The following is a 12,434-nucleotide window of genomic DNA, read 5'->3' as shown; positions in this document are numbered from 1 at the left end:
AGTGATGTGACATGCAAGACCTCATCTTGAACGTGGACGGACTGAGCAAACAATTCCTTCTGCACGAGCAACAAAAGCGGATTCCCTCGGCGAGCCACGTCAGTCTCGAGGTACGGGCCGGTCGACTGACCGCCCTGATCGGTCCCACCGGAGCGGGCAAATCCTCGGTGCTCAAGTGCATCTACCGCACCTACCTGCCGAGCTGCGGGCGGATTCTCTATTGCACCGCAGCGGGGCACGTTCTGGACCTGGCGCAAGCCTCCGAGCATCAAATCCTGGAACTGCGCCGCCGCGAGATCGGCTTCGTCACCCAGTTCCTCCACTATCTGCCGCGCCAGCCAACGCTGGACGTGGTGGCTCAGCCCTTGTACGAGCGCGGCGTGGGCCGCGAGGAGGGCCATAGCCGCGCCCGCGAACTGCTGTCCGCCCTGAAGGTGCCGGAGCGCCTGTGGAACATTTCTCCGGCCACCTTTTCCGGCGGCGAAAAGCAGCGGGTGAACCTGGCGCGCGGCGTCATCGCCAGACCGCGCCTGTTGCTGCTGGACGAACCCACCGCCAGCCTGGACCCCGAGACCACCGGCGTCGTGGTGGCGCTGCTGCAATCCCTCAAGGCGGAAGGCGTGGCGATGCTGGCCATTTTCCATCACCCGGAACTGGTGGCGCGGCTGGCGGATGCGGTGGCCGAACTGAACCCGCCTAGGCCCATTGAAGAGGTGATCGAGGAACACCCATGAGCAAGCTTTATTTGACCGGCGCGCGCCTGGTGCTCGCCGATACCGTGATCGAAGGAGGCGCCCTGTTGATCGAAGACGGCCGGATCGCCGCCGTCGAGCCGGACGGTGTATCCGGCGCATCCGAGTGCCGTCTGGACGGCCATACCCTGATGCCCGGCATGGTCGACCTGCATTGCGACGCCCTGGAAAAGGAAGTGGAACCGCGTCCCAACGTGCATTTCCCGCTGGACTACGCCGTCGCCCAGGCCGACAAGCGCAACGCCGCCGCCGGCATCACCACGGTCTTTCACGCCCTGTCCTTCGCCCACGACGAACTGGGCGTGCGCAACAACCGGATGGCCGCCGACATCGCCCGCCACGTGCATCGTTATGCGCCGCACGGGCTGGTCGACAATCGCGTGCACTGCCGCTACGAAGTGACCGACGTCGGCGGCCTACCGGTGCTGTTGCAGTTGCTGGACGAAGACGCCATGCACCTGGCCTCGGTGATGGACCACACGCCGGGTCAGGGCCAGTTCAAAAATCTTGCCGCCTACCGCGACTACATCAGCCGCACTTACGGCAAGACCGGCGCGGAAGCCGAAGCCATGGCGCGGCAGAAGCTGGCGGCGGCCGAGGGCGCGCTGGAGCGGGTGAAGACCCTGATCGCCGCGGCCACGGGCCGCGGCGTGCGCGTCGCCAGCCACGACGACGACAGCCCGGAACGGGTTCATCAGATGGCGAATCTGGGCGTCACCTTATCGGAGTTCCCCGTGAACCTGGAAACGGCGCGGGCCGCCCGCGAGCGTGGCTCCCATACGATCTTCGGCGCGCCCAACGTGCTGCGCGGGGGAAGCCAGTCCGGCTCCATGCGCGCCCTCGACGCGGTGCTGGCGAACGTGGCCGATTGCCTGTGCGCCGATTATGCGCCGGGTGCGCTGTTGCCGTCGGTCATGGCCTTGCCGGATCTTGCCGGCATCGGCCTGCCCGAGGCGGTACTTCTGGTGACGGCGAACCCGGCACGGGCGGCGGGTCTTTCCGATCGGGGCGAGATCGCCGTGGGTCTCACTGCCGATCTCATCGCGTTTCGTCCCGTGCTCGGCTTTCCCCGGGTCACCCATGTCTGGCGGGAAGGTCGGCAGGTCTATCGGGTGGGGTTCTGACATGGCGTGCGGACGGCTTTTCTACGTGATCGGCGCCTCGGGCAGCGGCAAGGACAGTCTGCTCCGTTATGCCCGCGCTTCGCTCCGCGGGCACGGACGGGTCATGTTCGCCCACCGTTACATCACCCGGCCGCCTGAACTGGCGGGTGAAAACCATGTTTCTCTGAGCCACGAAGAGTTCGCCGCGCGGTTGGCCGCGGGGTTGTTCGCCATGCATTGGGACAGCCATGGCTACCGCTACGGCATCGGCTGCGAAATCGACACATGGCTGGCCAAGGGCTACAACGTGACGGTCAACGGTTCGCGGGAATATCTCGATCAAGCCTTCGAACGTTATCCCGAGATGCTCGCGATCCTGATCGATACCCCGCCGACGCTGCTGGAGGCCAGGCTCAAGGCGCGGGGACGGGAGAGTGCCAAGGAAATCGCCGAAAGGCTCGAACGCGCCAAGGCCTTCGCTTCGCTCAGTCACCCGCGCCTGCTGCGGGTCGACAACAGTGGGACAATCGAGGAGGCGGGCGAACGCCTGGTGGCACTGTTGACGGGTGCCTGCGCCGAAGCACCATGCGCCTGACCTTGCTCGGTACCGGCGACGCCGCAGGCGTGCCCGTTTACGGCTGCGGCTGTCTGGTCTGCGCCCGGGCGCGCGTCGATGTCACCTGGCGGCGCAAGCCCTCCTGCGCCCTGCTGGAAGCGGGCGACACGCGCATTCTGATCGACGCCGGACTCCATGACCTGACCGATCGCTTCCCGCCCGGCTCGCTCGACGCCATCCTCATCACCCATTTTCATCCCGATCATGTGCAGGGTTTGTTTCCTTGGCGCTGGGGCAAGTCCGATCCTATCCCCGTTTACTGTCCGCCGGATACGCTGGGGTGCGCCGATCTTTACAAAAACCACGGCCTTTTTGATTTTCGCCCTTTGTCCAAATTCCAGTCGCTCCCCTTGGGCGCGCCGACCGTCACCCCTCTGCCCTTGATCCATTCCAAACCGACCTTCGGCTATTGGATCGACTATGAAGGCCTTAGGCTGGCCTATCTCGCCGACACGGTGGACCTGCCGCCGAAAACCGAGGGCTTCCTCCACGATACCCCTGTGGACCTCCTGGTGCTGGACTGCACCCACCCACCGCAGCACTCGCCGCCGCGCAATCACAACGACCTCGATCTGGCGCTTGCCATCACCACACGAATCAAACCCCACCACACCGTGCTCACCCACGTCGGCCACGAATTGGACGCCTGGCTGCTCGATCATCCGAATGCGTTGCCGTTCTGCGTGAAAGTCGGGCGGGACGGGCTATCGTTGGCGTTGTAGAAATGTAACGGTGTGCGCACACCTTAGGCGTTGTCCGGAATTAACTTGAACAAAATGGGGCAACGGTGTAGTTCCATTCGCCGTGAAATGAATCCGGAGTTAAATTGACCTTGCCGAGTTCTTCGTCGGTAACCTTGAGGCCGGTCGGGTAGCTAGCGGTGTCCAATTCGGCGCGGATGCGTAAGCCTTTGCGATTGGTTGTACTGCCGATTAGATTGACGATGACTTCATGACTGATCAGTGGCTTGCCACGCCAATTCAGACTGATGTAAGAGAACATGCGATGCTCGATCTTGTTCCATTTACTCGTTCCGGGCGGAAGGTGGCAGACGTGAAGCGTTAATCCAATCTCATCGGCCAAGCGCTGCAAAGCGACCTTCCAGAGACGCACACGATAGCCATTGCTGCCACCTCCATCCGCTGTGATCAGTAATTGGCTGGCGGTGGGATAGGCGAGCCCGCCCATTTTGAGCCACCAGCGGCGAATGCTCTCCACGGCGAATTCGGCGGTGTCATGATCGGTGCCGATACTCACCCATCCGGCATTCAGCGTGGGATCGTACACCCCGTACGGGTTGACCTTGCCCAGTTCACGATCAATGAAATCATGGGTCCGCACCACTTCCGGTTGTCCTTGGGGCTGCCATTCCCGACCACCATTCTTGAAGTCGCCCACCAACTCCTTCTTCTTGGTATCAACAGAGATGACCGGTTGACCGCGCAGCTGATACGCCATGACCTGCTGGTTGATGTACTCAAACTGCGCATCGCGATCCGCGTGATCCCGGCCTTCGCGCATCTTGCGATTGGCTTGCAGGCTGTACCCCAATTCACCGAGCAATTCCGACACCTTTTGTCGCCCGATCGGGTGCCCTTGACGGGTCAGTACGTCCGCGAGTTGCCGGGTACTCTTGAGCGTCCATCGCAACGGGGACATCGGGTCTCCCCGTGTCACCGGATCGACCAGCCGTTCCAAGCTTTCCAATACCTGCGGATCCTTCGCCGCCAATCGTTTGCGGCCTCCACCCGGCGCTCGCGTTCGCTCCTGCCGGAAAAACCCCGGTCCCGAGCGCTGTGCCAACTCTTCCAATCCCTGATAAATCGTCGTGCGCGACAGCCCTGTCGCCCGGGCGACCGTCGCCACACCCCCTCGTCCCAGCTGACCGGCTTCCACCGCAGCCCACAAGCGACGACCTCGCTCATCGAGAATCTCACCCAGCACCCCATACTTCTGCTGAATCGCCTGTTCCGCTTTCGCATCCATGCCTTCCATCTAGCCCGGATATTTCAAGAAAGTGGGCGAATCTCGCTTAACCAATTGATATAATTGGAGTTGCGCCAATAACGCTTCGTACGAAGCCTAAACGAGACCGCCCAATGAGTGATTCTATCCCGACCCAGCTCCGTTTTCCCACCGTCGCCGGCTTCACCGTCCGTGCCGACTTCGAAGGCGGCGCGGTGTCCAGCGACTTCGGCGCCCTCCTCCTGCAGGGCGTGGATCGGCAGACCGGATTGATCGCCCGTCTGGCCTCGGCCATTCAGGATCGCCGGCACCCTTCCTACATCGCCCACAGCTTGGCCGACCTCCTGCGTCAGCGCATCTTCCAGACCGCCTGCGGCTATGCCGACGGCAACGACGCCAACAGCCTGCGCCACGATCCCGTGTTCAAGCTGGCGGCCGAGCGGGCGCCGTTGGATGCCGACAACGCCCTGGCTTCCGGCCCCACCTTCTCGCGCTTGGAGAACGGAGTCTCCCGCAAGGACATCTACCGCCTGGCCCGCGCCTTCGTCGATGCCTTCATCGCCAGCTACACCACCCCGCCCGCGGTCATCGTCTTGGACATGGACCACTCCGAAGACCGCACCCACGGGCAGCAGGAACTGGCCTTCTACAATCACCACTACGGCAGCCACTGCTATCTGCCGCTGTTCTTGTTCGAGGGCCTCTCCGGCAAGTTCATCACCGCCGTGCTGCGGCCCGGCAAACGCCCCACCGGGCGCGAGAACGCCGCCATCCTCCAGCGGGTCGTGCGCCGCCTGCGCCAGGCCTGGCCGGATACCCACCTCGTCCTGCGCGGGGATGGCCATTTCGCCAACCCGGAGTTGATGGCCCTGTGCGAAGCCGATGCACGGATGGATTTCCTCTTCGGCCTGGCCGGCAACCAGGTGCTGACGCCCAAGGCCGAGCCGCTGCTTGCCAAGACGCGCGCCTTGCATGCGCAACGCTGTGATTTCGCTCGCCGCGCCGAACAGCCCGAGCCGGCGGCGACCCGTTTGTATGACGAGGTGGCCTACCAGGCCGGTTCCTGGCCCAAGGCCTATCGGGTGGTGCTCAAGGCCGAGGTCATGGGCCTGGGGGACAACCCGCGCTTCGTCGTGACCTCGCTCGCCGACCCGACGCCGGAGGCGCTGTACCGGGATCTGTACTGCGCACGCGGCCAGGACGAGAACTTCATCAAGGCGGTGAAGAACGATCTGGCCAGTGATCGCACCGCCGACCATGCCTTCCTCGCCAACCACCTGCGCCTGTTCTATGCCTGTGCCGCCTACAGCCTGATCCACAGCCTGCGGGAGCACACCCTGTGCCACACCGAACTGGCCAAGGCGCAGCCCATGACCCTCATCCTGAAGCTGTTCAAGCTGGCGGTGCGGGTGGTGCAGTACAAGGACCGGATCAAGTTGCACTTGCCGAGCGCCTGTCCGGTGAAGGCGCTGTTGCACCGGGTCACCGAGATACTCTATCTCGTCCGACCACCGGCCATGGCCTGAAGCGCGCCGTCACCCTCAACCGAGGAGGATCCGGCAGGACTCGGAGGGTTGATTGCGTCCAGTGTCTGGATTCCGGCCACCACCCCCGCGAAAAGAGGCAGGTCGAGGGGCTGCCCATGCCTCATGGGGGGCGTAGGTCAGTTCGGTGGACTGAAAAAATAGGCAGCTGGCCAAGCTATCGGGCGCAGGGGGCATTTTTATGAAACATCCGGGCTAGCATGAATCGGCGTAATGTTCAACTTATTTGCGGACGACGCCTTAGCCTTGATAGAGTGACACCAGTGCCGGTCGGCCGAGCGCTGTAAAACGCAACTTGTTAGTCGGCATTGAAAATTCCCAGGGATCCCGGGAAATCAGAAGACATCATTTTTTGGACGGTGAGAGCATCAGCTCGATCGCCCGCAGTCTCAAGAAGTCGCGGCCGATGGTTCGCAAGACGTTGCCGGAGGACAGGAGACCCGAGGAAAGCCGTCGGCCCAGACCCGGGGCAACACCCCCTCGGCTCTCGAACAGCCCCGGACGAATCAAGCCGTCCGGGGCCTTGCCCGTCAATGGGCCTGAACGCCGCTGTGGACGTTGACGCCAGTCTTCGGCTGTACCCAGGCGAATTCCGCATCCGGCTTGGAAGCCGAAATCGCCTGTTCCTTCATCAGCCTGTCCGCCAGCATTGCCAGGCAGTCTTCCAGGCTCTGGTTCGGATCGTTGTCCGGATCCTCGAAGCGGTCCAGGGAGATTTCCGGCCCCTCCTCGTCGTCTTCCAGCATGTAGATCAGGAACAGCTCTTCCTTGTCCGTACGCCCGTGAATCGTGGCCCTGAATCTTTCCCCGCGATACCAAAATTCGCCAACCATGTTTTTTCTCCTCGCTCCTCAGCGTGTACCCGTTGCGCCGGACACCCGGACCGGATGCCCTCGGCATAATTCTACTATAAATAGTATGGTTATTAGCCAGCCATCCCGCTATCATATGGATTTGCTGGAAAATTTTTGCGGGGGCGAAGAAGCGAATGGCGGGTCAAGACAGCGGCGATTTCGGACCCTTGTCCTTCTTCAAGGCTCTGCACCGGGCCTTTGCCGAAACGCTGAGGCAACGGCAGGGCACCGAAGGCCTCGTCGACGGCGTGCTGCTCCAGTCCTGGGACAGCTTCGACCGCAACGTCGACATCCAGGCGGAAGGGAAGCCCCCGCTGGCCTGCCACAAGGGCTGCGCGACCTGCTGCACGCTCCGGGTCACCGCCACGGCGCCGGAAGTGCTGATAATCGGCCGCTACGTCCGCTGGAGCGACGGCAGATTCAAATCCATCGGCATCGACCTCCCCGCCCGCATCGCCGACGCCGATGCCCAGACGCGCGGACTGGACGAGGCGCAGCGGGTCACGCTGCGGCTCCGCTGCCCCTACATCGAGAACGGCGTCTGCCTGATCTACCAGGTCCGCCCCCTGGCCTGCCGGGGGCACGCCTCCTACGATGTGCGCGCCTGTGTCGAAGCCGCCGCCGGCCGCGCCGGCGAGATCCCTTGTTCGGAACCCCACAGGGTGGTGCGCAGCCTGGTCCAGAACGCCATGCAGTCCTCGCTGCGCGACGCCGGGCTGGCATTCGGCCTTTATGAACTCAATCACGCCGTCTGCATCGCCCTTCGGAATGAAAACTGCTGCGCCGAATGGCTGTCCGGGGCGGATGTTTTCGCGCCGGCAGCCATCACCGACGTGGGTGCCGACGAAATGGCCCGCATGTTCGACGCAATCCAGGCAAGCTGAAAGCGCCATTGCCGCGCCAGGCGCGGTCAGACTCCGCCTCAGGCCGCCTGCCGCTCGGCTCCGCCGCCCAGCAGTTGCCGCACGAAGTCCTCAAGAGGCATGTCGATCCGCCGGATGTTCTGCTCCTCGAGGAAGCGGGCTTCGTTGCGGGTCGGCTCGTCCGGCAGGACGGCCCAGTGCAGGTCCGACGAGCGCTTCATGACCTGTCGGGCATAGGTCCGCTCCAACTGCGTGCGGAAGCGGCAGCCCAGGAACAGGAAGTGGCGTCCGCTGCGTATCTGTTTCACGGGTTCCGGAATCGGCGTCTGAATGTCGATTTCCGTCAGCACTTCGACGTAGTCCGAGTCGGACAGGATGAAGTTGGCGGCCGGCGCGATGCTGCCCAGCGGCTTGTAGAGCAGCAGTTTCCAGTTCGCTGCCTCGGACTCCTCCGCCGGGCTTCCGTCGGCATGGAAATAATGTACCCAGTCGCCGAAGTGCTCGGCGCGGCTCACCCCCTGCACCTGCCCGAAATCCGACCGCCCGGCCAGCGCCGCCGCCATGCTGGCGTCATACCAGGCGTCGACGATCAACGGCAACGGCAGCCCCGCCAGATACCGGTGCAGCCCGGTGGGCTCTGGCGCCGCGGCGAAAGCCTCCTTGAGCAGGCCGACCAGGGTCTTGCGATGCTTGAAGTTTTCGATGTACTGGCCCGCCGCGGTGAGATTCTTGCGGATCTTGTGGGGCACGGTCACCTTGGCGGTGATCAGCTCCACCAGGGTTTCCGGAGCGCTGGGTACGGCGCTGCCGCCGTCCAGGCCCAGCACGCCGGGACCGAGGTAGGGAATGACCTGGCCGCCGGCCAGTCCCGCCTGAATCTCCGTGGGTATCGTTGCCGTCATGAGAATTACCCCGCTGATGAAATGGCGGCCTTGAGCGCGTCCACTTGCGGACGCGGCAGGCGGAACATGCCGCGCCCGCCGGCCAAGGCCTGGTAGCTGTTGGAAGTGTTGTTGCTCAGATAGTTGAACCAGGTCTGCGCTTCGACGCCCTGCGGGCGCTCGCCGATTTCCATCACCGTGCCGTTGGGCGCGAAGCGGACATGGATCAAGGATTCGATTTTTTCTGTGGTCGTCATGGTGGTTATCCTCTGTTCTTAGGTTTCAGTTCGATGGTGATCTCACGGGAGCCCAGGACCGCCTGGCAGGACAGCCTGGATAGGGTTTCCGTACCTCTTATGTTTTCGAGCTTTTCCCGCTCGTCGGGGCGGATCTTGGACAAGCCGCGTCCGCCGCTTCGCACCAGCACGTGACATTCCCCGCAACGGGCATGTCCGCCGCATTTGTGGACGATCGCATCGCCCGTCAGCAGCACCGCGTCGAGCAGGCGGCTGCCGCTGCTGATTCGCACCGTCTTGCCGGAGGGCAGGACGGTCACGCAGACCTTCGCGTTTCGCCGGATTCCGGTACGCAGATAACCGGACATCGCTTCTAAGCTCACAGATAGATCGCGGCCCCGGCGCCCACGTTGATGGACGAATCCTTGGCGGTCTGCACGATGAAGCCGATCTGGTCTTCGGTGAGGTGACAATGGAACGGCAGGGCGATGGCCCGGTCCGCCAGCTTTTCCGTCACGAAGAACTGGCCCTTGCGATAACCCATGTCGACGTAATGGCGCTGGGTATGCAGGGGCGAACAGAAAGCCACCGATTCCACTTCCGCCGTCGCCAGGTCCTGGATGACCACGTCACGGCTGGAACGGGTGAAGCGCGTCCCCAGATGCACCAGGTAAACCATCCAGTGCAGTTCGTCGACCTCCGGCGCCTGATAGGCCGGCTTGATGCCTTCGAAGGACTGCATGAAGGCGTCGTAATAGGCTTCGACGTCCTTGCGCCGCTCGAGTATCCCGTCCAGCCGCTCCAGTTGGGACAGTCCGAGGGCCGCGTTGATGTCGCTCATTTCCGCCCGGTACGGCGGCAGGTCGCCCAGCACCACCGACTTGCGCTCGTCCAGGCGGCGGTTGCGGTAGCCCCGCAGGCGGACCGCCAGATCGCGGTCGTCGGTCACGACCATGCCGCCCTCGCCGGTGGTCAGGGCGCTGGGCTGGGTGAAGTCGAAAATCGAACAGTCGCCGAAGCTGCCGACCAGCTTGCCCTGATAACGCGAGCCGATGGCCTCGCTGGAATCCTCGATCAGAATCAGGCCGCGCTCGTCGGCCAGCGCCCGGAGCTGCGCCCACAGCGCCGGATGGCCATTGACGTTGCAGGCGACGATGGCCTTGGTCTGCGGCGTGACCGCCGCGGCGGCCTTGTCGGGCACGATGGTGCAGGTCCAGTAGTCGATGTCCACGAACACCGGCTTCGCTCCGGCCAGCGCGATGGCGTGGGCGGTTTCGCGGAAGCCGAAGGGCGAGGCGATGACCTCGTCCCCCGGCCCGATGCCGTAGGCTCGAAGCGCCAGCAGCAGTCCCATCGTGGCGCTGCTCACCGCCACAGCGTATTGCCGCCCGAGATATTCGGCGAAGGCAGCCTCGAAGTCCTCGACCACCGGCCCGCCGGACAGGCCGGGCGATTTCAGCACTTCCTCGACCGCCTCCAGCTCCGAGAGACTCATGTCCGGATCGGAAAACAGGATGCTCGGCTGCCCGCTCATTTCGCCGCTCCCTTGGGTTTCTCGGCCAGGATCAGGCCGGTAGCCCGGCTTAGGTCGCTAGTCACGTGGGCACAATGATCGGCGGCATCGAGCAAATACAGGTTGAACCGGGCCGTCTCGAGTACCGGGGTTTCGGTATCGATATCGCCGACGTCGCAACGGGTGATGGACAGACCGGGAAAAGCCTGGCGCAAGGCGGAGACATGCTCCACCGCCGTGGCCTCGCTAACGAGCTGGCCGCGAATCTGCTCGAGCGCTTCCGTCGTGAGCGCCATGGTCAGTCGTCGCCTCCGGCGAGCTTCTTGGCGTCGACCGTGATCGGCAGCGTCGTGCCCTCGGCCATTTCCGGAAGTACGAGCTGCCAGCCGTTGGCCAGAGTCACCGTGCCCCCCCACATTTCCGGTTTCTCCTGGGAGACGATCGGCTCCTCCAGGTCTTTCTTGGGGACATAGGCGGACAGTTCGCCAGCGGCGTTTCTACGGATCATTACCTTCATGAAGACTCCAGGTCACTGGTTGAAAAAATCGATCGATCGGTCGTTTCAAAATTGGGCAGGGTTCACGCCGCCTCGGCCAGCATGCTCCGCACGATGTCCGGCAGCAAGGCGCACACGGCGTCCACCTCGGCCGCGGTGGTGTAACGGCTCAGCGAGAAGCGGATGGTGGCCAGCGCTCCCTCCGCGCCCAGCCCCATCGCGGTCAACACGTGGGAAGGTTCCGTGCCGCCCGCGCTGCAGGCCGCTCCGGCGGAGGCGTAGACCCCCGCGCGGTCCAGCTTGTCCAGCACCAGCTCGGCCTCGACATTCCCGAGGTTGAGGCTGGACGTCCCGGGCACCCGTGGCGCGCCGGCGCCGTTGACGGAAGCCCCAGGCAACGCGGCCAGCAGCCGGCTTTCCAGGCGGTCCCGCAACTGGGCGACGCCGTCGCCGCCGGTCGCCAAATACTCCCCCGCCAGTTCCGCGGCCACGCCCAGCCCCACGATGCCCGGCACGTTCTCGGTGCTGCCGCGGCGCCCGCGTTCCTGGTGGCCGAACAGCAGCGGCGGCAGCTTGCGCCCCTTGCGCACGAACAGCGCGCCGATGCCCTTGGGACCGTGCAGCTTGTGTCCGGACAGGGACAGGAAATCCAGCGGCACGCAGCTCAGGTCGATGGGCAGCTTGCCCACGGCCTGGACCGCGTCGCAATGGAACAGCACGCCCCGGCTCGCCGCCAGCGCCGCCGCCTCTTCGACGGGGAACAGCACGCCGGTTTCGTTGTTGGCCCACATTAGGCTGAGCAAGCCGGTGTCGGGCGTGAGCGCGGCCTCCAGCGAGGCGGGGTCGAGCCGCCCTTGGCCGTCGACCGGGAGGCGAACCACCTCGAGCCCCCGCGCTTCGAGATGCCTCAGCAGCAGCAAGGTAGCGGGATGCTCCGCCACGCTGGTCACCACCCGGCGCTTGTCCGGCACCAAGGCGAGGGCGCCGAGGATGGCCTGATGGATGGATTCGGTGCCGCCGCTGGTGAACACGATCTCCGCCGGGGAGGCGCCCAGCAGCGCGGCAAGCTTGCCCCGCGCGGCGATGGCCTCCATCTTGGCGGCCTCGCCCAAGCGATGCTTGCTGGACGGATTGCCGTAATGCGTCTCGAGGCAGACCGCCATCGCCTCCACGCATTCCGGGGCAGGCTGCGTCGTGGCGTTGTTGTCCAGGTAAATCGAGGTCTCGCTCATTGCCAAAACCGCCTGTTCGGGTCTTCGTTCAGCAGCGCCAGGATCTGCCGTAGCGACTGATATTCGCCGTGCATGATCCAATGTCCGATCTCATGATCCTTGTGGTACAGCCACCAGCAGCCCCGGTTCGGCTTGAACTCCAGCCGGGCGATGTCGATGACGCCGCCCTCGGGATCGATGTTGCGCGAACAGCAGGAACTCTGGATCAGGTAGCCGTCGTCGGTCGGATGCACCTCGGGGGTGACGTAGCGGTAGCGCTTGCGGTCCTTGATGGAACGCTCGATGCGCTTGCGATCCAGCTCGTTGGGTTGAGGATTCGCCGCACCGATGCCGTCCACGACGCCGCCTCCGTACCCGATGACCCGGCCCACCGCCGTCA

At 64.2% G+C, this 12,434-nt stretch carries 16 protein-coding genes; 6 read left to right on the top strand and 10 right to left on the bottom strand.

Annotation, left to right across the window (positions count from 1 at the left end; all coding sequences use genetic code 11):
- Positions 1 to 11 precede the first annotated feature (11 nt).
- The 4 genes from phnL to phnP are packed head-to-tail and all read left to right on the top strand — an operon-like array spanning position 12 to position 3,193.
- Positions 12 to 734 carry a phosphonate C-P lyase system protein PhnL gene (phnL, locus tag ABZN20_RS14555; RefSeq protein ID WP_367025712.1) on the top strand — a complete coding sequence of 241 codons (723 nt, stop codon included), beginning with the start codon at positions 12 to 14 and terminating at the stop codon, positions 732 to 734.
- Entirely contained in the window at positions 731 to 1,876 is a 1,146-nt protein-coding gene (locus tag ABZN20_RS14550; RefSeq protein WP_367025711.1) for an alpha-D-ribose 1-methylphosphonate 5-triphosphate diphosphatase, read from the top strand. Before phnL ends, ABZN20_RS14550 begins: the two co-directional genes overlap by 4 nt.
- 1 nt (position 1,877) lies before the next feature.
- Complete coding sequence (phnN, locus tag ABZN20_RS14545; protein WP_367025710.1) at positions 1,878 to 2,450, top strand: phosphonate metabolism protein/1,5-bisphosphokinase (PRPP-forming) PhnN; 573 nt, start codon at positions 1,878 to 1,880, stop codon at positions 2,448 to 2,450.
- Positions 2,441 to 3,193, top strand: coding sequence for a phosphonate metabolism protein PhnP (gene phnP, locus ABZN20_RS14540; RefSeq protein ID WP_367025709.1), 753 nt, complete (start codon positions 2,441 to 2,443; stop codon positions 3,191 to 3,193). Before phnN ends, phnP begins: the two co-directional genes overlap by 10 nt.
- Positions 3,194 to 3,233: 40 nt before the next feature.
- Here the strand turns inward: phnP and ABZN20_RS14535 are convergent, their stop codons facing one another.
- The gene (locus ABZN20_RS14535) at positions 3,234 to 4,457 is read right to left on the bottom strand and encodes an ISAzo13 family transposase (RefSeq protein ID WP_367027572.1); all 1,224 of its coding nucleotides are present in this window, start codon (positions 4,455 to 4,457) and stop codon (positions 3,234 to 3,236) included.
- A gap of 113 nt (positions 4,458 to 4,570) precedes the next feature.
- Between ABZN20_RS14535 and ABZN20_RS14530 the strand changes: the two genes are divergently transcribed.
- Positions 4,571 to 5,962, top strand: coding sequence for an IS1380 family transposase (locus ABZN20_RS14530; RefSeq protein ID WP_367025178.1), 1,392 nt, complete (start codon positions 4,571 to 4,573; stop codon positions 5,960 to 5,962).
- 548 nt (positions 5,963 to 6,510) lie between these two features.
- Here the strand turns inward: ABZN20_RS14530 and ABZN20_RS14525 are convergent.
- On the bottom strand, positions 6,511 to 6,813 hold the full coding sequence (locus tag ABZN20_RS14525; RefSeq protein WP_367025708.1) for a hypothetical protein: 303 nt from the start codon (positions 6,811 to 6,813) through the stop codon (positions 6,511 to 6,513).
- A gap of 155 nt (positions 6,814 to 6,968) precedes the next feature.
- Between ABZN20_RS14525 and ABZN20_RS14520 the strand changes: the two genes are divergently transcribed.
- Positions 6,969 to 7,718, top strand: a complete 750-nt coding sequence (locus tag ABZN20_RS14520) for a hypothetical protein (protein WP_367025707.1) — start codon at positions 6,969 to 6,971, stop codon at positions 7,716 to 7,718.
- Positions 7,719 to 7,756: 38 nt separating this feature from the next.
- Here ABZN20_RS14520 and ABZN20_RS14515 read toward each other — a convergent pair whose 3' ends face one another.
- The 8 genes from ABZN20_RS14515 to ABZN20_RS14480 all read right to left on the bottom strand — a co-directional run bounded on the left by ABZN20_RS14515 (position 7,757) and on the right by ABZN20_RS14480 (position 12,393).
- Positions 7,757 to 8,599: an SIR2 family NAD-dependent protein deacylase gene (locus tag ABZN20_RS14515; protein WP_367025706.1), complete on the bottom strand. Its 843-nt coding sequence runs from the start codon at positions 8,597 to 8,599 to the stop codon at positions 7,757 to 7,759.
- A gap of 5 nt (positions 8,600 to 8,604) precedes the next feature.
- Positions 8,605 to 8,835, bottom strand: a complete 231-nt coding sequence (locus tag ABZN20_RS14510) for a hypothetical protein (protein WP_218808093.1) — start codon at positions 8,833 to 8,835, stop codon at positions 8,605 to 8,607.
- Between the two features lie 5 nt (positions 8,836 to 8,840).
- Positions 8,841 to 9,134, bottom strand: a complete 294-nt coding sequence (locus ABZN20_RS14505; RefSeq protein WP_367025705.1) for a 2Fe-2S iron-sulfur cluster-binding protein — start codon at positions 9,132 to 9,134, stop codon at positions 8,841 to 8,843.
- A gap of 59 nt (positions 9,135 to 9,193) precedes the next feature.
- Positions 9,194 to 10,348, bottom strand: a complete 1,155-nt coding sequence (locus tag ABZN20_RS14500; protein WP_367025704.1) for a DegT/DnrJ/EryC1/StrS family aminotransferase — start codon at positions 10,346 to 10,348, stop codon at positions 9,194 to 9,196.
- Positions 10,345 to 10,623: a hypothetical protein gene (locus ABZN20_RS14495; protein WP_367025703.1), complete on the bottom strand. Its 279-nt coding sequence runs from the start codon at positions 10,621 to 10,623 to the stop codon at positions 10,345 to 10,347. Before ABZN20_RS14495 ends, ABZN20_RS14500 begins: the two co-directional genes overlap by 4 nt.
- Before the next feature lie 2 nt (positions 10,624 to 10,625).
- Positions 10,626 to 10,844 carry a putative nitrogen fixation protein NifT gene (gene nifT, locus ABZN20_RS14490; protein ID WP_367025702.1) on the bottom strand — a complete coding sequence of 73 codons (219 nt, stop codon included), beginning with the start codon at positions 10,842 to 10,844 and terminating at the stop codon, positions 10,626 to 10,628.
- 62 nt (positions 10,845 to 10,906) lie between these two features.
- Entirely contained in the window at positions 10,907 to 12,055 is a 1,149-nt protein-coding gene (locus ABZN20_RS14485; protein ID WP_367025701.1) for a cysteine desulfurase family protein, read from the bottom strand.
- Positions 12,052 to 12,393: a DUF3024 domain-containing protein gene (locus tag ABZN20_RS14480; RefSeq protein ID WP_367025700.1), complete on the bottom strand. Its 342-nt coding sequence runs from the start codon at positions 12,391 to 12,393 to the stop codon at positions 12,052 to 12,054. The genes ABZN20_RS14485 and ABZN20_RS14480 overlap by 4 nt, the downstream gene beginning before the upstream one ends.
- Positions 12,394 to 12,434: the final 41 nt, after the last annotated feature.

The organism is Methylococcus sp. ANG, from assembly GCF_040730495.1.
Taxonomy (GTDB): Bacteria; Pseudomonadota; Gammaproteobacteria; order Methylococcales; family Methylococcaceae; genus Methylococcus.
Note: the sequence above shows the minus strand (reverse complement) of the source record. Positions and strands in the feature narration are given on the sequence as shown.

Coding starts and splice junctions, on each gene's coding strand:
- phnL (WP_367025712.1), top strand. CDS start 12: ATGCAAGACCTCATCTTGAACGTGGACGGACTGAGCAAACAATTCCTT.
- ABZN20_RS14550 (WP_367025711.1), top strand. CDS start 731: ATGAGCAAGCTTTATTTGACCGGCGCGCGCCTGGTGCTCGCCGATACC.
- ABZN20_RS14530 (WP_367025178.1), top strand. CDS start 4,571: ATGAGTGATTCTATCCCGACCCAGCTCCGTTTTCCCACCGTCGCCGGC.
- ABZN20_RS14495 (WP_367025703.1), bottom strand. CDS start 10,623: ATGGCGCTCACGACGGAAGCGCTCGAGCAGATTCGCGGCCAGCTCGTT.
- ABZN20_RS14510 (WP_218808093.1), bottom strand. CDS start 8,835: ATGACGACCACAGAAAAAATCGAATCCTTGATCCATGTCCGCTTCGCG.
- phnN (WP_367025710.1), top strand. CDS start 1,878: ATGGCGTGCGGACGGCTTTTCTACGTGATCGGCGCCTCGGGCAGCGGC.
- phnP (WP_367025709.1), top strand. CDS start 2,441: ATGCGCCTGACCTTGCTCGGTACCGGCGACGCCGCAGGCGTGCCCGTT.
- ABZN20_RS14515 (WP_367025706.1), bottom strand. CDS start 8,599: ATGACGGCAACGATACCCACGGAGATTCAGGCGGGACTGGCCGGCGGC.
- nifT (WP_367025702.1), bottom strand. CDS start 10,844: ATGAAGGTAATGATCCGTAGAAACGCCGCTGGCGAACTGTCCGCCTAT.
- ABZN20_RS14535 (WP_367027572.1), bottom strand. CDS start 4,457: ATGGATGCGAAAGCGGAACAGGCGATTCAGCAGAAGTATGGGGTGCTG.
- ABZN20_RS14500 (WP_367025704.1), bottom strand. CDS start 10,348: ATGAGCGGGCAGCCGAGCATCCTGTTTTCCGATCCGGACATGAGTCTC.
- ABZN20_RS14520 (WP_367025707.1), top strand. CDS start 6,969: ATGGCGGGTCAAGACAGCGGCGATTTCGGACCCTTGTCCTTCTTCAAG.
- ABZN20_RS14525 (WP_367025708.1), bottom strand. CDS start 6,813: ATGGTTGGCGAATTTTGGTATCGCGGGGAAAGATTCAGGGCCACGATT.
- ABZN20_RS14485 (WP_367025701.1), bottom strand. CDS start 12,055: ATGAGCGAGACCTCGATTTACCTGGACAACAACGCCACGACGCAGCCT.